We start from the raw sequence: 21,520 nt of genomic DNA, 5'->3' as shown, positions 1-21,520 counted from the left end.
GTTTGCATTGAAAAAAGGAAGGTCTCCCTTCCCCTTTAAAATTTTTATTTAATATTAATTGTCACTGTCTTGCTTTCTTCCTTCCACTCAATGTCATCTTCTTTGCCATCCGCTGTCTTGCCACTAGTTAGACCAAAGACTTGACCAACATATACAAGTGGAAGATAAATTCTTCCATTGATGTTAAGTGGTTTAGCGTCAAGGTCTATTGTCTTTCCATTAGACAAAACTATTTTATTGCCATCGATTTGGATAAGAGCAGTAAGTCCATCTCTTGTAAAGGATGCAGTCCTTGTTGCTTCATTCCAAATAACTTTTGCGTCAAGGATTTCTGCCAAGGCCCTAAGGGGTAGCATAGTCCTATTGTTTTCAATTATTGGTTTTACGTCCAAGGACTTTTCTAAAGTTTTTCCATCTTCTGTTAATGTATAAGTTCCACTCTTCATATCAATTACAAATTTCCTAGGATTGATTTTTGCTTTTGCATGGCTTTCTTTAGAATCAATTTTTACATCTGGCTTATAAGTTGGCGTCTTGTGATCTCTCACATAATATCTTGGGAATTGATTCCATAAGTCTAATTTATTTTCTTCATTCTTCTTATCTACTTCATGGTTATCTTCTTCCTTATTCTCTTCATGATCCTTCTTGTCATCTTCCTTTCCTGGCACCTCTTCAGGATCTTTCTTGTCATCTTCCTTTCCAGGTTCTTCTTCAGGATCTTTCTTGTCTTCTTCCTTTCCAGGTTTCTCTTCAGGATCTTTCTTGTCACTTTCTTTTTCCTTTAAGACTATAGTATCTTCTGGACTTATAACATTTTTTGATCCATCAGCATAGACTAAAGTTACCTCTCCCTTATCACTTACTTCTACTGTGGTTGCTTGAGAATTAGCATTCTTAACTTTTTCTACAATTTCAGATTTTTCTGAAGGACTTAAGGACTCAAGCTTTTCAACTGGAGTTTTATCAGGCTTTTGAACTTTGTATTTGTCTGCAAGAGGATGTAAAACTTCAACAGGAATCTCTACAATTCTTGATGAGCCTTCCTTGAAAGTAACTTTAACTTTTCCAGTGTAAGTCCCTGGTCTTTTTGTGTCGATTGGGCCACTTACATCTTCAACTTTTGCTCCATCTGGAAGGTCTTTAATATTATCTGAAAGATTTATTACTCCATTGTAAGGAATCTCTTCTTTGATGATATCTTCAGCTTTTATTGTTGGAATCGGTGTAATTATTTTTCCAGGTGTTTTATCAATTACCTTGACAGGAACTTCAACTTCCTTAATTGATGTGTCAGAGAAAGTTAATTTTAATATAGCAAGACTCTTTCCAGTTTGAGAAGTGTCTGCTTTGGTTTTAATTTCAACTTTAACAAGATTGTTTGGAAGATTTGTTATTCCTCCTTTTAATTTTTCGATAGTAGGGTTATCACCCTTATTTACTTCTACTTCATTAACCAATGGATTAAATTTTTCTGATTCAAAGTCTCTCACTCTCCTTAATGTGAATACTTTATCAGAATCAATTACTTGTTCAAGGATATTGTCAATCTTCTTATCACCATCATACCAAGCAACTTTTCCTTCATAGTCTTTAAGGTGAGAATCTTCTAATAGTAACTCAATATATCTAATAGTTTTAAGTCCAACGCCCCTCCTTATTGCAAATTTTGTATAATAATGAGAATCATTAAATTTATATCCATCTTCGGGTTGGAACTCCACTTTATAACAACCTCTTGGTATTGGATTTTCTTCTAAAATCGCATAATTTTTTATTATTGCATATTCACCAATGAATTCAGCATAAAAATCTAAATTTTTTGAACCCATTTCAAAATCATCTTTAGGTAAAGAACTGCTTAATGACCAATACCAAAAAGTTTTACCTTCACTATTTATTACATCTGGTTTAAAATCTACAAACTTATAAATTCCTGAATCTTTCCTTATATAAAAATATATTTTTTTTGAGTTTTGAATTTCTTTCAAGGAGAACTTTTTTTGTGAATCTTTTAATGAAAGTGAACCTTTCCAATTTTCATTTTCCGCAGTGGCAATAAATTCTACTCTTTTATAATTATCTTTTATTTGCAAAATTTCATAACCGTCGGAATCTCTTTCTGGTGTAAAATCAATGTCGTAAAAATATGGCTTATTTTGAAAGGCCGCCTTAAAGATGCGGGGCTTATCAATTGAATAAATATTTAATGGAAAACTATAATTATCCGCAAATATATTGGTAATCCCATCACCTGATGTCCATCCTAAAAATTCATGTTCACTCTTTATTTCTGGATCACTTTCATTATTATCCGCTTTCCTAACATAGAGAACCTGTTTATTATTTTTTTTATAATATAAAATACTCCTCCACCTTGCACCCTTTAGTACATAATATTCTTTGCCTTTAATAACTTTTCCATTATAGGAGATATCACTTAATGAAACTTCATTCCCTTCCTTATCTAAGAGCTTTCCATAACGTTGCACTCCATTAACCTTCCTAGTTTCTGGAACAAAAATTATCTTGACATACTTGTCCTTGACCCCATCATCTGGCATATTTTCTATAACAAGTGGGAGTTCTTCTTTCTTCTCAGAATTTTTTACATCAGAAGCTTGTGCTTGAAGAGCTAAAGTCTTCTCCAAATTATTATATGTAAAATTTTTGCCTGCTGCCCAAGTTGGACTTAGGCTTGAAGATAAAATTGCCAAACTAGTTACTAATGAAAACATTTTTCTATTCATGATGTTCCTCCTGTCTAAATAAATATAAGCCCTTTCAACAAAGAATTTGAAAATTATAAATCTACAAATTCATAAATAATGTATTCGTTTTCTTCGCAACTTTATTATAACAAAATTAAACTTATCATTCTATAAGCACAACAAAAAAAGAAGTCAGTTGTCTGACTCCTCATTTCAAAAATTTTATTTACACTTTATGACTTATAAGCATAATCTTAAAAATTTTTTTCACCTAACAAGGTCAAAGCTATCTCGATATTTCTCTTTGACTCTTGCTTCATTTCTTCTGTCCTTTGACTTAAAACTTTTCTCCTCTCTTCTAAGTTTTCAAGAGCTAACTTTGTCTTATAGAAAAGTTCTTCTGGAGTGAAGTTCTCAACATCAACTGCTTCTTCAATGCCAAGTTCTTTAACCATGGCTTCTACCTTTGGGTCGTAAATTATTCCCACCATTGGAAGGTCAACACTTGCTGCATATACAAGTGAATGAAGTCTCATTGCTGCAAGAAGTTTTAATTTTTTAAAAATACCCATTAAGTCTCCTGCTGAGTAGGTGTTTTCAATTAGCATTACCTTGTCCTTATGTCGACATCTTTCAGCAACTTCACTTGAATAGATGTTGTCTCTTGGATTGTGGAAGGGCACAAGTAGGATGTCGTAACCATCTTCTATTAGCTTGTCGATAGTTGCTGCAAATTTATCCTTTATCTCGTCAATATTCTTCTGATCTCTTATACAAAATCCTATAGTCTTATCTGTAATCTTAATATTTTCACCTTGCAAGATTTTGTTCACCCTATCTTCTCCTGCTGCTGCTAAGGTGAAGACTGGATCAGCTGTCACTTCTATATTTTTGTTTGTTACTCCCAAGTCTCTAACAAATTTATAGGACAAGTCATCTCTTAAGGTAATGTAGTTTGCCTTGTTAAGTACCCATCTTGTCAAAAATCTATTGAGTTTTTTATCTATTGGCCCAATACCATTGGCATAGACGTAGACTTTTTTTCTTAAAAATTTCGCCAAGATAATAACAGAAAGATAATAAATTATGGACCTCGTTGATGTAATGTCTTGAAGTAGTGATCCTCCACCTGACAAGAGTAGGTCTGCATCTTTTAAGGCTCTGCGAACTTCATTAAAAGAAAATCTATTTACTGCCCCTATCCCATAAACTTGTCTTGTCTTCTCAGGATTGTTTGAGAGTGCTGTCATCTCTAAGTCAATATTTAGTTTTTTAAAATCATCTACCATGGCCTTTAAGATGGCATCGTCGCCAGAATTGTCAAAGCCAAAGTATCCTGATACTACAATTTTTTTCATAAGATCACTCTGTTTATTTATTATTTACCAAGAGATTTTTCTCGCTTAAAATATCTTGGTAAATTTCAAATTGTTTTTCTCCCATGGCATTGTGTGAATAATCTGATTTCACAAAATTATTTATATTTTCGCCAAGATCTTCTAAAAGTTTTCTATCATTATAGATTTTTAAAATGCTTTCAGATAATTTTTTTGAATCTCCAACTTCAAATAAAAATCCTGTTTTTTCATCTATGACAATTTTTGGTATTCCACCAACTCTTGTTGCAAGTGTTGGAACTTTTAGAAGAGCAGCCTCTAAGATTACATAAGGAAAAGACTCAGAAATACTTGTAAGCACATTTACGTCCATGGCATTAAAGAGACTGTACTTGTCCTTTACAAAGCCAAGTAAATGGACCTTATCCTCTATTCCATATTCCTTTAAGAGCTCTTCAATCCTAGATTTTTCTGGTCCACCACCAGCTATTAGAAAGATTATGTCTGTATTCTTGTCTAGGGTTTCCTTGCAAGCTCTTACAAAAGTTTCATGGTCTTTGACCTTATCAAGCCTAGCAACAATTCCTACAACTAACTCACCATTGTAATTAATCTTGTACTTTTCAAAGAAGCTAGTCTTTGGAAGGTAGTCAATCTTTTCTTCAGTGTCAATCCCGTTATAGAGAACGTAAATGTTTCTTCTTTTAAAGCCCCTCTTTATAAGCATCCTCTTAAAGGTATCACTTACACAAATGTAGTAATCAAACTTCTTTAGTGCAATTTTGTTAAGGCTTGTATAAATTAAATTTTTGTAAAAGCTGTCCTTGAAGTCCAACTTGTAGTCTGAATGGATAGTGGTTAGCATTGGTATGTCAATTTTACTTTTCAAAAACATACAAATGAAGTTGGCACGAGCACCATGGGCATGAACTAAATCATAGTTTTCACTTATAATTAAGTCCCTTATTTTTGAAACAACAGAAAGGTCTGACCTCTTTTCTTGGTAAAAGACTTCTATGTCAATTCCTCTTTCCACTGCCTCATCGTAAAATTCGTTTTTTATAAAGCAGATGATTTTTGCATCTACCTTGCCCTCAAGCCCCTTCATCAAGTTAAAAATATGGGTCTTGGCGCCACCATTATCTCCTCCAGAAATTAAATGGAGAACCTTAATCATTGTTCATCCCCCTTTTTGTAAAGAGTTCTATCTTACTTTTATTATTCAAATCGTTTCCCTTCTTCATACCTACAATTTATTCAAATATGACATAAGGTTAAATAATTGTCTCCAACTACTTAACCTTACAAGTAAATCAATTTTTTATATTTAATGAAGCCCTTAAGATTGCAAGAACTATAAAGAATAGGCTCACAATTCTAAGGTAGAACCATGTGTAGTCTGCGAAACTCATTACCATAAATCCACATATTGCTGCTATGCCTCCATATTGAACAAGGCTAAGAGCAGGATCATTTTCCCTAAATTCTTTAAAGCTAATTAAGATTTTTGAAAAAAGCTTAATTATATGTCCTATTAAGAAGAAGAGTCCATAGGCTCCAATCTCTATCATAAGTTGAAGGTAGAGATTATGACAGTGAGCCACCTTAGTTAGTTGTGGTGACTTGTAGTTTTCAAAGGCAGCCTGGAAGACTTCATTGCCCAGTCCTACTCCACCTAACTTTGAAAAATTCTTTTTCATAATATTTGCACTTTCGTAAATATATTTTCTGTAGTTAATTGAAGAGTCACTCTTGTTAAAAATTGACATAAGCCTTATTTGTATATTTCCTGGCAAGAAGAAAAATAAAATCAAGCCAAGCATAAAAAATATAGGAAGTAGTCTTGGATTGTAAAGCAAAGTAAATACAAAAACACAAATGGCAAAGGATGCCCAAGCAGACCTTGATCCAGTTGTCAAAAGCACAAACATAGAAATTAAAATTGTAAAGGCTGAAAGGATCTTTATATACTTGTTTTCATTTTTTAAAAAGTTAGCAACTATTAGGGACACTGTCAAGAGATAGTATTCTCCCAAGACATTTGGATTACCCATAGTTGAATAAATTCTTCCACTTAGTTCTTGGCTTATGGACATATCTGTTTGTGAAAGGTCAACAGAAACTCCAATTACAAATTTTTGTAGAAGTCCATAAAAACTTACAAGTAAAGTTGCTAATGTTAGGGCTGTCAATATTTGAAATAAATCCTTGCGAGTCCTAATGTTGTTGATAAAAATTGCATAAAATAAAAATACTGAGAAGTAATTTACTGCATACTTAAGACTTAATCTTGGATAAATTGAAAAGACTGTTGAAAGACCTATTGTCAATATAAATAAGACTAAGAAGTCATCAAAGGCAAGTCTTTTTTTATCCTCTTTCCTATATAAGTTTAAGATCCACAAGATAAAGACTATTAGGTATAAGTAGAGGTTAGACCACAAATTAAAGGGAACTATACTTATAAATATAAGACTAAGGGCAATTATTATATTTATGTGCCTTGATAGGCTCTCTAAAAGTCCAAAGAAAAAACTCTTTTCCTTTAAAAAGTCTAAAATCTTTGCAAAAATATTTTCAAAAAATAAGCGAATCCTCAATAGAAGATTTCTTATTAGCGAATCATCCCAGGCATTGTAATCTAAATTAAATCTCAGCAAGTCAAAAAATTTTGTCATTTTACTCACCAAGATACTTTATGCCAGATATCCTTACGTTAAAAAGTTTTACAAGTCCAGCTCCAAAGGTGTTAGTTTGACCTGTGAAATAATTTGTTTGTCCTATTAGGATACCCTTGTCAGTTTTCTTACCCTGAGCTTCAATTGTAACAGTGGCTTTCTTATAAAGTTTGTCATCAAACTTAAGAACTTTTCCTTCAAAGGTAAAGTCCCTAGGATCAATTTTATTTACTTCAATCTTTGTTACCTTTCCAATAGGATTATTTGCCATAACATCTTTTACAGGGTCACCAACTTTTAGGTGGTCAATTATTTCACTTTCAATAAAAGGAACAGCCATAGTGATTTCTGCCTTTTCATCCTTTTGTAGGACTTGACCTCGTCCATCTGCTAGGTTTAATCTGCTAACAAAGAGGATTCCTGCCCCAATGCAAGCAAGTATTATAAATAAATCTATAAATTTAAACTTTAATTTCATTTGCTCACCTCAAGGTTCTTAATCTTTGCAAAAATTTGCAAGTCACCAACAGTAAATGTGAGTTCATCACCTAGGAGATAATTAAAACCATTTACATAGATTCCATCATCCTTGACCTTGGCTTTTGAACTTACTAAAAATCTAATAGAATTGAATTCTGAATTTTTTTCTCTTCCATTTTCAATTCCTGTGTATTCAGACATAGGGTTATCAATAGCATCATTAACTTGGATTTCTTTTACAACCCCAATTTCACTATTCCTCCTCTTGTCAATAACCTTGTCGCCGACCTTTGGCACATCCTTATTGTAAGATTCAGTTTCATCTGCTTCAAGTGTTAAGACCACACTTGTGTCAGCCACATCTATATCTTTAGAAGATTTTTGCTTGAATACAATTACTAAGAAAACTGCAAACAAAATTACAAAAATAATATCTAAAATTTTAATTCTTCCTGCTTTCACTTATTGCTCCTTCATATACGCTTTCAATATTTTTAATTACTTGTTTTTGATTTAAGTCCTTATTCAAAATCTTTTGGGCCTTGTCCTTTAAATTATTTTTAAGTTCATCCTTAGTTAATATCTCTAAGGCCTTTAGCTTAAACTCTTGAATGTTTCCATATTCATAAGTCAAGGCTGATCCATTCTCTTCATTAAAGTAGTCCCTTGCTCCACAATTATTTGTGATGAGTAGAGGTGCCCCAGAGTATGCCGCCTCAACTATGGAAAGTCCAAAGGCTTCCTCCTTAGAATGGTTGACGTATAAATCAGCCGCTGCCAAATAATCAAAAGGTTTCGACCTATAACCAACAATTTCAACCTTACCTTCAAGATTATAATCGTGAATTTTCTTTTTCATCTGGTCTTCAAGATCACCATATCCAATTATCAGTGCCCTTGCCTCATCAATTTCCTTAAAAAGTTCATTTATTCCATCAATAAAAAAAAGAATTCCCTTTTCTTCTGAAAATCTCCCAACAGAAAGAATCCACTTTTCATCTTTTCCCTTATTAAGAGGCACAACTTGATTAATCACTGGGATTGGTGGTGGAAGGACTAGGACTTTTTCTTCATTAGCACCTTCTTCCAATAGCTTCTTCTTTACCAGAGAGCTAACTCCAATAATTTTTTCATTCTTTGTGAAGAATATTCTATTTAAGATAGCAGATTTTTTTGAAATTTGTGACACCATGTGCCTTGTGTTTATCACAGGGACCTTCATTCCAAGGACCTTGCTGAGAAAGACAATCCCATTTTCTCTCATAAAGTGCGTGTGAAGAAGATCTATGTCACTTTCCTTCACATAATTTCTCAAAAATTTTGATGCTTTTAAGTCCAAGGGAGACCTCATATCGCATTGGATAGTTTTTACTCCCAAGTCTTGGAAGTCTTTGACTCCACCTCCATCAATATTATAAAGAAGCTGGTGGTCAAAGTCTGACCCAGTATTTATTAAATTTTTGATGTAGCTTTCGCTACCTCCCCTACCAACATAATTTAATAGGTGCAAAATTTTCATAATCATCATCTTTCATTTGATAAAAACTTAATCATTGAATAAAATCTAAATAATTATATCAATAGGACAATTGCTTGTCAATTTAATGGCTAGAGCCTTTCTTAACCCTATGCGACTTTACAAAATCCTTCAACTTTTTTAACTTTTATGACTTCATAAAGTCCTACAACTTTTTCATCTTTTACGACTTCATAAAATTTTGCGACTTCATAAATTTTTGCGACTTCATAAATTTTTACAAGTCTATAAATATTTGTTAACTCATATCTTTTTATGACCCTAGGGTCTTCCACTCCTTTATAAGTTTTTGTAAGCTTACATTTCTTAATTTAGCTAATAAAAATTTACAAAGAAACTTTTATAATGTCCTCCAAACTTGTTAATTAAGCCAGTTAATGAAAATTATTTTTTATTTAGAAAAAGTTCTTGCAATTGAATCTAAAAAGTGATTTAATGTTAAAGATAAAAAAATAAAAAATCAGTCCAAGGACTGACGTTAATCATGTCCTTGTGCATGATTTTTTTTTGAGCAAATTTAATAACATAAATTTTTTTTGCCCATTTTTAAGAATGTTTGATCTTTTATTTGGAAAAAAAGGAGAAAAAAATGCCAAGAGATAATTCAATTAAGAAGACGCTAGTAATAGGATCTGGTCCCATTGTCATAGGACAGGCTGCTGAGTTTGACTACTCAGGTACACAAGCTTGCGAAACTCTAAAGAATAATGGAGTTGAAACTGTTCTTGTAAACTCAAATCCTGCTACTATTATGACAGACAAGGGTGTTGCCGATAAAATTTATATCGAGCCAATTACCATTTCCTTTATTGAAAAAATTATAGAAAAGGAAAGACCTGATTCACTAATCGCTGGTATGGGTGGACAAACTGGTCTTAATATGACCCTTGAACTAGACAAACGTGGAATCCTTGACAAGTATGGAATAAAAATTATTGGTACTGATATTGATGCCATAAAGAAGGGCGAAGATAGAGATATTTTTAGAAAGACAATGCAAGAGATTGGAGAGCCAATCATTGAATCTGAAATTGCAACAAGCCTTGAAGAAGGTAAGGCACTTGCAAAGAAAATTGGTTACCCTCTAGTTGTTAGACCTGCCTATACCCTAGGAGGAACTGGCGGCGGCTTTGCCTATAACGAAGAAGAACTTGTTGAAGTTTTATCTCACGGTCTTAGCCTTAGCCCAGTAAATGAATGTCTTCTTGAAAAATCTATTCGTGGTTGGATGGAAATAGAATTCGAAGTAATAAGAGACTCTGCTGGCGAAAAAATTATTGTCTGCGATATGGAAAATGTGGATCCAGTTGGAGTTCACACAGGAGACTCCATAGTTGTTGCCCCTTGCCAAAGTCTTGATAAGGATGTTTTACAAAAGTTAAGGAATTCTGCCTTAAATATAGTAGAAAATGTAAATGTTGTTGGTGCTTGTAATGTCCAACTTGCTCTTAACCCTGAAACTCTTGACTATGCAGTCATAGAAATTAACCCAAGAGTTTCTCGTTCATCAGCTCTTGCATCAAAGGCAACTGGCTACCCAATAGCAAGAATCGCAACAAAGATTGCCCTTGGTCTAAACTTAAATGAAATCCAAAACGAAACTACTGGTGAAACAATAGAAACTTACGAACCTTCTTGTAACTATGTAGTTGTTAAAATTCCTAAATGGCCTTTCGACAAGTTCAAATTTGCCAATAGAAAGCTTGGCACAAAGATGATGGCAACTGGTGAAGTTATGTCAATTGGCTCATCCTTTGAAGAAGCCCTCTTAAAGGGTATAAGATCTCTTGAAATTTCTAAATTCTCTCTTGAATCAAAGTTCTCTGAAGAAAGAACTACTGAAGAATTAAAGAAGAGAATAAAATTCCCTGATGATGAAAGACTCTTTGATGTTGCAGAAATCATTAGACGTGGACTTTCTATAGAAATGATTCACGACATAACAGGCATAGACCTCTACTTCTTAGAAAAAATCAAAAATATTGTTCACGAAGAAGAAAATCTTAAGAAGTTAAGCCTTGACACAATGACTCCTGAAGAATTATCTAAGCTTAAGAAGCTAGGCTTCTCAGACAAGACTATTGCTTCTGCCCTTGGCGTAGACATTGATAAGGTAGTAGAACTTCGTAAAAAGAACAATATCCTTCCAAACTATAGAAGAGTAGACACATCTCCTTTTAGAAAAAATGGTGCCTACTACTACTCTACTTATGAAAAGACAGACGAAAATATAATCTCTGACAAGAAAAAAATAATTGTAATTGGATCTGGCCCAATAAGAATTGGTCAAGGTATCGAATTTGACTACTGTAGCGTTCACGCAATCAAGGCCCTAATCAAGATGGGAATCGAAACAATTACAATAAACAACAATCCAGAAACTGTTTCAACTGACTTCGACACATCAGACAAGCTTTACTTTGAACCACTTACAGAAGAAGAAGTTAAATCAATAATTGAAACAGAAAAACCAATGGGAGTTATCCTAGCCTTTGGTGGTCAAACTGCAATTAAACTTGCAAAATATCTTCACCAACAAAAGATAAATATACTTGGAACAGACTTCGAAGATATCGACAGGGCTGAAGACAGAGAAAAGTTTGACGAAATGCTTGAAGAATTAAAAATCAACAGACCTAAGGGACACGGGGTCCTCACTGTAAAAGAGGGACTTGAAACTGCAAAGGAACTTGGCTATCCACTACTTGTTAGACCATCCTATGTACTTGGCGGTCAAGGTATGCAAATAACTTATGACGAAAACAGCCTTATGACTTACCTAAAGAGTGCCTTCGAAAGAGATGCAATTAATCCAGTCTTAATAGACAAGTACCTAGTAGGTCGTGAGATTGAAGTTGATGCAATCTCCGACGGCGATGATGTCCTAATACCAGGTATCATGGAACACCTTGAAAGGGCTGGAGTTCACTCCGGTGACTCAATAACAATTTATCCAAGTATTAACATCTCAAGTAAAATCAAAGATAAGATACTTGACTACACAAAGAAAATTGCCAAGGCACTTCACGTTAAGGGCATGGTTAACATCCAATTCATCGAATACAAAAATGACCTTTACATCATAGAAGTAAACCCTCGTGCATCAAGAACAGTACCTTACATCTCAAAGGTTTCAGGAGTGCCAATAGTTGACCTTGCAACAAAGACAATGCTTGGTGAAAAATTAAAAGACCTTGGTTATGGAACAGGAATTTACAAAGAACCAAAGTTAATGGCTGTTAAGGTACCAGTCTTCTCTATGTCCAAACTCAACAGAGTAGAAATTTCTCTTGGACCTGAAATGAAATCAACTGGAGAAGTTCTTGGAGTTGGAAAAGACATTGACGAAGCACTTTTCAAGGGCTTCTTAGCAGGAGGCTCTGCAATAGAAGACAAGGCATCACGTGTGCTTGCAACAGTAAATGACAACGACAAGGAAGAATTCTTAGGAATTGCTAAGACAATGAATGAAATGGGCTACAAGATTGTAGCAACTAAGGGAACTTGCAAATTCTTAAGAGAAGCAGGAATTGATGCAAAAGAAGTTGGCAAGATCAACGACCCAAGGCCAAATATCCTTGACGTAATAAGAAATGGCGAAATCGACTTAGTAGTTAACACTCCAACAAAGGGTGGCGACTCAACAAGAGATGGCTTCAAAATTAGAAGAATGGCTACAGAATACGGCATCGACATAGTGACATCCCTTGACACCCTAGCAGCAAGAGTAGCTGTGAAGAATAAAAAATTCCATGAAGAAAATATGGACATCTACAACATAACAGAATTATAATATAAAAACCTTATAAGACATAAAAATAACCTCGGTGTAAATAAAACATCGAGGTTATTTTGATTTTCTAAATATGAATAAATGCTCATGAGCAATCAATAAAAAATTGTATTTTATACTGTTCGTTTTCCAAAATCCAGTAGCTTTACAATTATGTTGTTCTTTAATTATCATTTCTTTCATTTTAAATCCTGCTTCTTCAAAAACTTGCATTACATAAAATGAAAGTGGTATCATGTGCCCTTTTTGTCTAGTATCTCCAATTAATACTGCACAAAATTTATCTTTCTTTAAGACTCTGTAACTTTCTGATGCAACTTTTTTCATTTCTTCCAAAAAGTCTTTAATTTTTAAACGAGATAAGTCTTCTTCGATATCTTCACTGTACTCTATTATATTTGCATATGGTGGATGAGTGCAAATCAAATCTATGCTATTATCTGATATAAAGTCTAAGTTTCTTGCATCGCCTTTTTTCAAAAAAACTTTTCCATCCGCACCCATATGTTTAAAATCAACTTTTTCTTTACAACGATTAAGAGCAACATCGTTAACGTCTACTCCGATTATATTTCTATTTAATAACTTTGCCTCAACAAGTGTTGTTCCTCCACCTGCAAATTGATCCAATATTAAATCTTTTTCATTAGAATATCTCAAAATTATATTCCTAGGTATGTAAGGCGACCAATTTCCTCGCCACTTTGCATCATGCGTCGCCCAGTTTCCACGTTGAGGAAAAGTCCAATGAGTTGTCATCTCAAGTTCAAAATTTTCAGGTTCCCATTTTGTTATTTTATTTGCCATTACCTAAATACCTCATTAATTATGCCATCTTCAAGTTCCTTTATATTGTATATATTTTCCATAATATCAAAAGTTTCTTCAAGATTATTTTTTGCGCTAAACCAACCTTTTCCATCAGTAATCCATACGAAAGTAAATCCATCAATATCTTGTGATTCAACTGCCAATGTTTTATAGCTTCTGGCTGTTTCATTGAGTTTACTTCCACCTCCAGAATAAAAATTTGTTTCAATTGCATATATCATACTTGAAGTTTTTAATACAAAATCAAATCTCTTCTCCATTTTTCCTTTATTAGAAATATTTGATAAATCTATATTCCATTTAGAAGATATTTCACTAATATACATTTCTTTAAAATAGTTCTCATTTTTTCTAAATCCAGCTCTTTTAATGTAATTTTCTACTAAATTTTCCATTAAATGCCCACCGCGATTTTTTCGACCATTGGAATCAAGCCCTGTCTCAACGCCAGTAACATAATCTATTAAATTATTAACTATATGATTTTCTAAAAGATCAAAAAGACCTGTCTCTTTCATAAAATACACATAATTATCATAATCCATTGTTTTTTCTTCTACGTTCTGTTGTAGTACATTAAATTTATATAAGAATCCACCATTATCGTCTTGGCAATAAATTTCATTAAGCCTTACTGCCAATAGAATTGGAATGCATTTTATGATTTCTGGATAATTCTTTATTAATTTTATAAACTCATTTTCTATATCTTTAGAGCCAATAAGAGAATTTAGAATATTAAGCTCAACTTTTATTTTATCAACATTATCATAAATTTTTTCAAAATTGATGTAGTATTTATAGTCGGATATACTATTTCTAAAATTACTTAGCCATTCCGTAAAATTCTTTTTTTCCATTAATAGCTCCTTTAACTCATTACTTCAAAAATTTGAAATCAATAACTCCTTAACATTTCCTCTTTTTTTGCTATTAGAATTTATCATTCTTTTAGCATCTACTCTTCTTATTTTAAATTCAGAATATAGATCATCAAAAAAATCATCCTCGTCATCGGTGTTTTTTGGGTCTGAATTACTTAATACAAATTTTGCCCCTTTCTTATCAATCTTTTTTACAAAATTTGCTAGTTCTATCTGATTATTATCATTAAATTCATTAGATGTATATGCTGTAAAGTTAGCAGTCTTAGTTATTGGTCTATATGGCGGGTCAAAATATACAAATGTATTTTCATCTATAAAATCTTCAGAATCCTTAAAATCAGCACATTCTATTTTAACTCTTTTTAATTTATCTGAAATCGCAATAATATTTTTTTCATCACAAATTTGTGGATTTTTATATGTGCCCATAGGAACATTAAATAGACCTTTACTGTTTACACGATATAAACCATTAAAACATGTTTTGTTTAAAAATATTAAATAAGAAGCTTTTAAAACATTATGTTCATTACTACCTTTGATTTTTATATCATTATATTTTTCTCTTTTTTCTAAATAATATTTCTTTCTATGTTCTTTATCCTTGTTCAAGTATTCTTTTTCCATAATTTTTAATAACTTAATTAAGTCTAGCTTATTATATTTTATAGTTCTATAGGCATTTATTAAGTCGTTATTAGTATCACTGATATAAATGAATTCCAAATCATACTTATTTATAATATCAAAAAAGACTGCCCCTCCACCAACAAATGGTTCAACATATTTTTTTATATTATAATCATGAAACGGATACTGCTTTTCTATTTCTCTAAGAAGTTGACCCTTTCCTCCTGCCCATTTTAAAAATGGTTTGACATTATAATCACTAATTATTTTATTCAAATTTTGGACTTTATAAGAAAAATCGTCGTTTTTATTAAATTGTATTTTTGAATTAAGTATCGTCTTAGATATCAAGGCAACTTTTCCTTTCATTTTCAATAAGAATATTATATTAAAGAATTTTTCTTATTACAAACTTTCGATTATAAAAAAATATAAAATATATTTTCCTTAGATTCTATTTTAGTGTAATCTTATTTTACATTTAATTTTTCTTTTAAGTCTCTTATGTCCTTGTCGATTTTTTCTTCGTCAAGTTCTCTGTCCCTATTTTCCATTGCCCTATCCACAAGGCCCTTTAGGTCTTGGTCTATTTCTTTTTCGAGTTTTTCAAGGGCAAGTTTAACAAGTCCACCAAGTTCCCTAAATTTTGTAACCACTCTGTGTTCATCTGCAATGTGTCCCATTAAAAATCCAAAGGTCCACTCTGCATTGGTCTTTGTGAGGACGCACTTATGGTCAACCATGACTCCCCTGTCTTTAAGTGTAAGCAAAAAGTCTCGAAGTTCTTCCCTATCCATATCTGGAAAAACCATTAACTTTTCTTCTGCTTCAAGGCTTTCATTTTTGCTTAAGTCTTCTTTAAAAAGTTCTCCAACCTTCTCTTCTAGGTTTTCTTTATTTATCTTATTTAATTCAATTCCAAAGTACCTTGCAACTTCTTCAGTGATTTTTGTCTTTTCAATATCTAACCCATATAATAAAATTTTCTTCATTTAAACACCTCTGTATTAGTTTACCCAATTTTAATTTATTTATTGTCTTTATTATCTTTATAATTTTTATGAGATAAATTTAGAAACTCTTTTATTTTTCCACTTACATTAAATTTTCGACCACTTAGATAAGTTTTATTTACTTTTCTTCATAATGATTTATATTATAAGTAAAGGAGGTCGGAAATGGATTTTGAAATTAAAATAGATGAAAATTTTAAGTTGCCCAAGGCTGTTGTTTATACTGATAAACTTACAGAAGAAGTTTTAAGGCTTAAGTCCTTTGTCTTAGAAAATTCCGATAATATTTTGCTTGCCTATCTTGGCGAGAAGATTAAAATTTTAAATCCCGGCAAGATTTATAGGATTTATACAGAGGATTCAAAAGTTTTTGCTGAGTCTATAGATGAAAAATTTCAGATAAAGAAAAGAATTTATCAACTTGAAGAGGACTTAAAGCTAAAAAAGTTTGTGCGGATTTCAAATTCTGAACTAATTAACCTAAACTTAGTCGATAGCTTCGACTTATCTTATTCGGGAACTATTTCTGTCATTATGAAAAATAAGTCCAGAACCTTTGTCTCTCGAAGATATGTGAAAAAAATTAAGGAAACTCTTGGTATATGAGGTGATTTTATGAAAAAAATTATTAGTCAAATTATAAATGGGATTTTGATTTGTGAATTTGTATTACTTGTTATTTCAATTTTTATGTCCTACATTTTTTTGGATGGGGGTTTCACACTAGCTAACCCTGACTTAATAGAAAGTTCTGCTTCTGTATTCTCTGCAAGCCTTTCTTCCATCTGCCTTACGGGACTTCTTGGCATAGTTTTTAGCCTTGCATCTCTTGTTTGGAAAGAAGAAAAATTTTCTATTTTAAAAAAGACAATCATTCACTTCCTTTTAACTGCCTTTACAATAAGCTTTGTGGGTTATAAGTTATTTTGGTTTCAAAGATCCCTTCAAGCCTTGGCAATCTTCTTTGCCACTTACTTTTTAATCTACCTTGCAATTTGGTTTATTGAATATACAATTTTCAAAAGGGACGTAGAAAAATTAAATGCAAAATTAAAAAATAATATTTAAAAAAGAAACCACCTTATGAATTTGAACTAACCCCAAAAGTTGGACTTAAAAACCAACTAGAGGATAGCACTTCAATTTTATTTCACAAGGTGGTTATTCTTTATTTATTTTTTTCTCCAATTACTTCAATCTTATATCCATCTGGGTCCTTCACAAAGAAGTAGAAATCTGACTTGTCTGAAAGCGACTTTAATTCTGTTACATCGTAACCCTTGCTCTTCAACTCTTCCCTAAAGGATTTTATGTCTGGGTGAGAAATTGCAATGTGACCGTATCCGTCACCAATTGTATAATCTCTTCCGTCGTAGTTATAAGTTAACTCTAATTCAAAGGGTGAGTCTTCTAACTTTAAATACAAAAGTGTGAATTCATCTTCTGGGAAGTCCTTGCGTCTTGACTCAACAAAACCCAGTGCTTCTTTGTAAAATTTCTCTGACCTTTCAAGGTCCTTTACCCTAATCATTGTGTGTAAAAATTTCATTTCTTCCTCCCTCTCTTATATCTTGTCTTGCTTTTCTTTAATTAATTTATAACCAAAAGTTAATCTACTTACACAAAAGTGTCCTTCCATACTTAATGGATGAGTCTGTAGTAATTTATAAAAAATTATTAAGAAGTAGTTTTATGTTTACTTATGCTTGCAAAAGAAAAAAGCCAGAGAATTTTCTCTAGCTTTTTTATTCTTATGCAAGTTCTGCATTTACTTTTTCTGTTTTTTCTTCCTTCATCTCTTCCTTTGAGATGATGTCCTTGACTTTCATAAGTCTTGTTATATTTGCTCTTTCACTTTCATCAAGTTTTGAACGAATATATTTTATCGTTTCTTCTAGGTCTGGAATAGTCTTATACTCAAGAGCGTTCACCCTTCTCCTTGTCTTTTCGATTTCATTGGCGAGGAGTTGAGATGCCTTTTCCTTTTGAGTTAGAGTGAGTAGCTCTTCCATAACTTCTGTTAGATTATCAATTGCTGAGTCAAGGTCCGAAGTTGTCTGAGCATATCCGTAGGGATATCTTGAAGCATCTTCTGATGTCTTCTCAGTTAAAAATTCCATCTCTGGCACGTCAACAGACATTACGTTTTTCTTTCTTATATCAACAAGAGTCTTTGTAGTTGGAAGGGCAATAGCCTCTTCTAACATCTCTGGACTCATGGCAGCTGATGCCATTAAGAAGGCCTTAAAGGAATTTTGTAGTTTATCTTCTACTTCAAGTCTTAGCTTTTTATTTTCTTTGATAAGAGTAATGAACTGTCTCATAAGTTCATCTTGCTTGTCCTTTAATAATTTGTGGCCTCTCTTTGAAGTTTCAAGTTTAGTCTTTAGAATGGATAAGTTCATCCTTGTGGGGTTTATATTTAGTCTTGCCATTATAATCCCTCATTTTCTAAATTTTTAGGATTCTTAGAATCCTCCTCTTTATTCTCCTTATCGCCCAAATATTTTTCAATTAATTTGTCGTCAATTCTCTTAAGCTCTGTCTTAGGAATTATTGATAGAAGCTCCCAACCTAGATTTAGGGTATCAAGTATAGGTCTATTTGTTTCAAAACCTTGAGATACATATTGTTTTTCAAACATATCTGCAAATTGTGCAAAGGCCTTGTCAGTTTCTGTAAGGGCAGTTTCCCCTAAGATTGCTGAAAGTTCCTTTGCTTCCTTACCAGCTGTATAGGCAGCGTAAATTTGGTTCATTGTATCTGCATGGTCTTCACGAGTCTTGCCTTCCCCAATACCCTTGTCCTTAAGTCTTGATAGGGATGGGATTGCGTTAATAGGTGGTTCAAGACCTTGCTTAAATAATTGAGTTGATAGGATTATTTGTCCCTCTGTGATATAACCTGTCAAGTCAGGGATTGGGTGAGTGATGTCCCCTTCTGGCATTGTTAAGATAGGAATTTGTGTAATAGATCCTTCTCTACCCTTAATCCTTCCTGCTCTTTCGTAGATACCTGCAAGGTCAGTGTATAAATAACCTGGGTAACCACGCCTACCTGGAACTTCTTTTCTTGCTGCAGAAACTTCTCTTAGGGCTTCTGCATAGTTTGTCATATCTGTTAAGATAACAAGAACGTGCTTACCTTGTTCAAAGGCCAAGTACTCTGCTGCAGTGAGGGCCATCTTTGGTGTTGCAAGTCTTTCAATAGCAGGGTCATTGGCAAGGTTCATAAATAGAACTGCCCTATCAATGGCTCCTGTCTTTGTAAAGTCATCAATAAAGTATTGGGCTTCTTCAAAGGTAATACCCATAGCTGCAAAGACAACGGCAAAGTCTCCACCAGAAAGTACTGTAGCTTGTCTTGCTATTTGAGCTGCAAGCTCGTTGTGAGGAAGTCCTGCTTCAGAGAAGATAGGAAGTTTTTGTCCCCTAACAAGAGTGTTAAGTCCGTCAATTACAGATACTCCTGTTTGAATAAACTCTGATGGGTAGTCCCTAGATACTGGATTGATTGCAGTACCATTTATATCAATTTTTTCTTCTGGAATAATTTTTGGACCGTCATCAATTGGTTCTCCAAGTCCATCAAAGACTCTACCAATCATATCAGGTGAAACTCCAAGTTCAAGAGGCTTGCCTAAGAACCTAACACTTGTATCCTTTAGGTTAATTCCACTAGACCCTTCAAAGATTTGTACCATGGCCTTGTCGCCATCAATTTCTATAACACGACCACGTCTTTTTTCTCCATTTTGCAGCTCAATGTCAACTAATTCTTCATAGGCTGCACCTTCTACACCTTCAACAGTCATAAGAGGTCCAACAACTTCTGTTACTGATTTATATTCTTTAAGCATCTGTATCACCGACCCCTACTAAATTCTTAAGTTGACTATCAATTTTGTCCTTTATTTCATCAAGTTTTTCCAATTCATCATTTGGAAGGTACTTCATCCTAGCAATACTTTCCTTTACATCAAGCTCTTCGATTTCGCTGAAGTAAGCTCCCTTAACTAAGGCTTCTTGTCCCTTATCGTAGAAGTAAAGAATTGTGTCAAGCATTTTAAATTGCTTTTCTAGTGGACAGAAGGTATCAACATCGTGAAAGGCATTTTGTTGTAAGAAGTCTTCACGAATTGACTTACTTGTGTGTAACTTCATTTGATCTTCATCAGAAAGTGAATCACGGCCAACAAGTCTTACTACTTCAAGTAGAGAAGTTTCTTCTTGTAGAAGTGCCATGGATCTCTTTCTAAGTTTAGAAAATCTTCTGTCTATATTTTCATCTAGATAAGCATCTATCTTTGGTTGATACAAAGAGTAAGAATCTATCCAGTTAATCGCTGGGAAGTGCCTTTGATATGACAAATCATAGTCAAGTTTCCAGAAAATTTTTACAATTCTAAGTGTGTTTTGTGTAACTGGTTCAGAAATATCTCCACCTGGAGGAGAAACTGCACCTATAACTGATAAGGCACCTTCCCTTTCTTCTTTACCATTTACAAGAACACGTCCTGCTCTTTCATAAAATTCTGCAATTCTTGATGCAAGATAAGCTGGGTAACCTTCGTCACCAGGCATTTCTTCAAGACGACCAGACATTTCACGAAGGGCCTCTGCCCAACGAGATGTTGAGTCAGCCATCATGGCTACAGAATATCCCATGTCCCTAAAGTATTCAGAAATTGTGATTCCTGTATAAATTGAAGCTTCACGAGCAGCAACTGGCATATTAGATGTGTTGGCAATAAGAACTGTCCTCTTCATAATGGATTCGCCAGTAGCTGGATCCATTAGTTCTGGAAATTCCATAAGTACGTCTGTCATTTCATTTCCACGTTCACCACAACCAACATAGACAACTATTTGTGCATCTGCCCACTTGGCAAGTTGATGTTGTACAACTGTCTTGCCTGAACCAAAAGGTCCTGGTATAGCTGCAGTACCACCCTTAGTTATTGGGAAGAAGGTATCAATTACCCTTTGTCCTGTTATAAGTGGTTCCTTAGGATCAATCTTTTTCTTGTAAGGTCTTCCCTTTCTTACAGGCCACTTTTGAATCATATTAAGTTCCTTGTCGCCATCTTCAGTTTCAATAACTGCAATTATATCAGCAACTGTGAAGGAACCTTCTTTTATGTCCTTAACTTTACCCCTTATTCCATTGGGAACCATAATCTTGTGAGTTACCACTGAAGTTTCTTCAACTGTACCAAGAACATCTCCTGGTTCAACTTCATCTCCAACATTGGCAACTTTTTTAAATTCCCATTTTTTATCTCTATTTAAAGGATTTACTGTAACTCCTCTTTCTAGAAAGTCTCCGGCTTCGTTTCTAAGTCCAACTAGGGGCCTTTGGATTCCATCAAACATTTGCTCAATCATTCCAGGTCCCAGCTCTACTGATAGGGGTGCTCCTGTTGTATAAACTTCATCTCCAGGACCTATGCCTGTAGTTTCTTCATATACTTGTATAGAGGCCTTGTCCCCTCTCATTTCAATAACTTCACCAATTAATTTGTCTTTAGAAACTTCTACCACGTCATAGACATTGGCATCTTCCATGCCGCTGGCTACAACAAGTGGTCCGGATACTTTAATTATCTTTCCTGATTTCAATA

Annotated in this window: 19 protein-coding genes; 3 read left to right on the top strand and 16 right to left on the bottom strand. The window is 33.5% G+C overall.

Annotated features, from left to right (window positions below):
• Positions 1–44: 44 nt before the first annotated feature.
• From CAN42_RS05070 to CAN42_RS05035, 8 genes are all read right to left on the bottom strand, one after another.
• Positions 45–2,750, bottom strand: coding sequence for a Rib/alpha-like domain-containing protein (locus tag CAN42_RS05070; RefSeq protein WP_085875807.1), 2,706 nt, complete (start codon positions 2,748–2,750; stop codon positions 45–47).
• Between the two features lie 215 nt (positions 2,751–2,965).
• Complete coding sequence (gene csaB / locus CAN42_RS05065; protein ID WP_085875806.1) at positions 2,966–4,069, bottom strand: polysaccharide pyruvyl transferase CsaB; 1,104 nt, start codon at positions 4,067–4,069, stop codon at positions 2,966–2,968.
• Positions 4,070–4,082: 13 nt separating this feature from the next.
• Positions 4,083–5,225: a glycosyltransferase family 4 protein gene (locus tag CAN42_RS05060; RefSeq protein WP_085875805.1), complete on the bottom strand. Its 1,143-nt coding sequence runs from the start codon at positions 5,223–5,225 to the stop codon at positions 4,083–4,085.
• 136 nt (positions 5,226–5,361) lie between these two features.
• On the bottom strand, positions 5,362–6,726 hold the full coding sequence (locus CAN42_RS05055) for an O-antigen ligase family protein (protein WP_085875804.1): 1,365 nt from the start codon (positions 6,724–6,726) through the stop codon (positions 5,362–5,364).
• Position 6,727: 1 nt separating this feature from the next.
• The gene (locus CAN42_RS05050; RefSeq protein WP_085875803.1) at positions 6,728–7,204 is read right to left on the bottom strand and encodes a DUF4330 domain-containing protein; all 477 of its coding nucleotides are present in this window, start codon (positions 7,202–7,204) and stop codon (positions 6,728–6,730) included.
• Positions 7,201–7,668, bottom strand: a complete 468-nt coding sequence (locus tag CAN42_RS05045) for a DUF4330 family protein (protein ID WP_085875802.1) — start codon at positions 7,666–7,668, stop codon at positions 7,201–7,203. Before CAN42_RS05045 ends, CAN42_RS05050 begins: the two co-directional genes overlap by 4 nt.
• Positions 7,649–8,725 (bottom strand): glycosyltransferase, encoded by a 1,077-nt coding sequence (locus CAN42_RS05040; RefSeq protein ID WP_167627559.1) that lies wholly within the window; start codon positions 8,723–8,725, stop codon positions 7,649–7,651. The genes CAN42_RS05045 and CAN42_RS05040 overlap by 20 nt, the downstream gene beginning before the upstream one ends.
• A 107-nt stretch (positions 8,726–8,832) precedes the next feature.
• Positions 8,833–9,018: a hypothetical protein gene (locus CAN42_RS05035; RefSeq protein ID WP_085875800.1), complete on the bottom strand. Its 186-nt coding sequence runs from the start codon at positions 9,016–9,018 to the stop codon at positions 8,833–8,835.
• A 314-nt stretch (positions 9,019–9,332) separates the two neighbouring features.
• Between CAN42_RS05035 and carB the strand changes: the two genes are divergently transcribed.
• The gene (gene carB / locus CAN42_RS05030) at positions 9,333–12,536 is read left to right on the top strand and encodes a carbamoyl-phosphate synthase large subunit (RefSeq protein ID WP_085875799.1); all 3,204 of its coding nucleotides are present in this window, start codon (positions 9,333–9,335) and stop codon (positions 12,534–12,536) included.
• Between the two features lie 54 nt (positions 12,537–12,590).
• Here carB and CAN42_RS05025 read toward each other — a convergent pair whose 3' ends face one another.
• From CAN42_RS05025 to CAN42_RS05010, 4 genes are all read right to left on the bottom strand, one after another.
• Positions 12,591–13,343 carry a TRM11 family SAM-dependent methyltransferase gene (locus CAN42_RS05025; RefSeq protein WP_085875798.1) on the bottom strand — a complete coding sequence of 251 codons (753 nt, stop codon included), beginning with the start codon at positions 13,341–13,343 and terminating at the stop codon, positions 12,591–12,593.
• The gene (locus tag CAN42_RS05020; protein WP_085875797.1) at positions 13,343–14,227 is read right to left on the bottom strand and encodes a type II restriction endonuclease; all 885 of its coding nucleotides are present in this window, start codon (positions 14,225–14,227) and stop codon (positions 13,343–13,345) included. The genes CAN42_RS05025 and CAN42_RS05020 overlap by 1 nt, the downstream gene beginning before the upstream one ends.
• A 24-nt stretch (positions 14,228–14,251) precedes the next feature.
• Positions 14,252–15,235, bottom strand: a complete 984-nt coding sequence (locus CAN42_RS05015) for a DNA adenine methylase (protein WP_245149848.1) — start codon at positions 15,233–15,235, stop codon at positions 14,252–14,254.
• A gap of 119 nt (positions 15,236–15,354) precedes the next feature.
• Positions 15,355–15,876, bottom strand: a complete 522-nt coding sequence (locus tag CAN42_RS05010) for a DUF3783 domain-containing protein (RefSeq protein ID WP_085875795.1) — start codon at positions 15,874–15,876, stop codon at positions 15,355–15,357.
• A 186-nt stretch (positions 15,877–16,062) separates the two neighbouring features.
• On the opposite strand from CAN42_RS05010, the gene CAN42_RS05005 reads away from it, so the two are divergent.
• Both CAN42_RS05005 and CAN42_RS05000 read left to right on the top strand, forming a co-directional pair.
• Positions 16,063–16,503 (top strand): LytTR family DNA-binding domain-containing protein, encoded by a 441-nt coding sequence (locus CAN42_RS05005; protein WP_085875794.1) that lies wholly within the window; start codon positions 16,063–16,065, stop codon positions 16,501–16,503.
• A 9-nt stretch (positions 16,504–16,512) separates the two neighbouring features.
• Positions 16,513–16,965: a DUF3021 domain-containing protein gene (locus CAN42_RS05000; protein ID WP_085875793.1), complete on the top strand. Its 453-nt coding sequence runs from the start codon at positions 16,513–16,515 to the stop codon at positions 16,963–16,965.
• Positions 16,966–17,065: 100 nt separating this feature from the next.
• Here CAN42_RS05000 and gloA read toward each other — a convergent pair whose 3' ends face one another.
• From gloA to CAN42_RS04980, 4 genes are all read right to left on the bottom strand, one after another.
• On the bottom strand, positions 17,066–17,446 hold the full coding sequence (gloA, locus tag CAN42_RS04995) for a lactoylglutathione lyase (protein WP_062571695.1): 381 nt from the start codon (positions 17,444–17,446) through the stop codon (positions 17,066–17,068).
• A 202-nt stretch (positions 17,447–17,648) separates the two neighbouring features.
• Entirely contained in the window at positions 17,649–18,332 is a 684-nt protein-coding gene (locus CAN42_RS04990; RefSeq protein ID WP_062571696.1) for a V-type ATP synthase subunit D, read from the bottom strand.
• A complete protein-coding gene (locus CAN42_RS04985; RefSeq protein ID WP_085875792.1) occupies positions 18,332–19,756 on the bottom strand; it encodes a V-type ATP synthase subunit B in 1,425 nt (474 codons plus the stop codon). The genes CAN42_RS04990 and CAN42_RS04985 overlap by 1 nt, the downstream gene beginning before the upstream one ends.
• Positions 19,749–21,518: a V-type ATP synthase subunit A gene (locus tag CAN42_RS04980; protein ID WP_085875791.1), complete on the bottom strand. Its 1,770-nt coding sequence runs from the start codon at positions 21,516–21,518 to the stop codon at positions 19,749–19,751. Before CAN42_RS04980 ends, CAN42_RS04985 begins: the two co-directional genes overlap by 8 nt.
• Positions 21,519–21,520: the final 2 nt, after the last annotated feature.

The organism is Peptoniphilus vaginalis, from assembly GCF_900176605.1.
Taxonomy (GTDB): Bacteria; Bacillota; Clostridia; order Tissierellales; family Peptoniphilaceae; genus Peptoniphilus_A; species Peptoniphilus_A vaginalis.
Note: the sequence above shows the minus strand (reverse complement) of the source record. Positions and strands in the feature narration are given on the sequence as shown.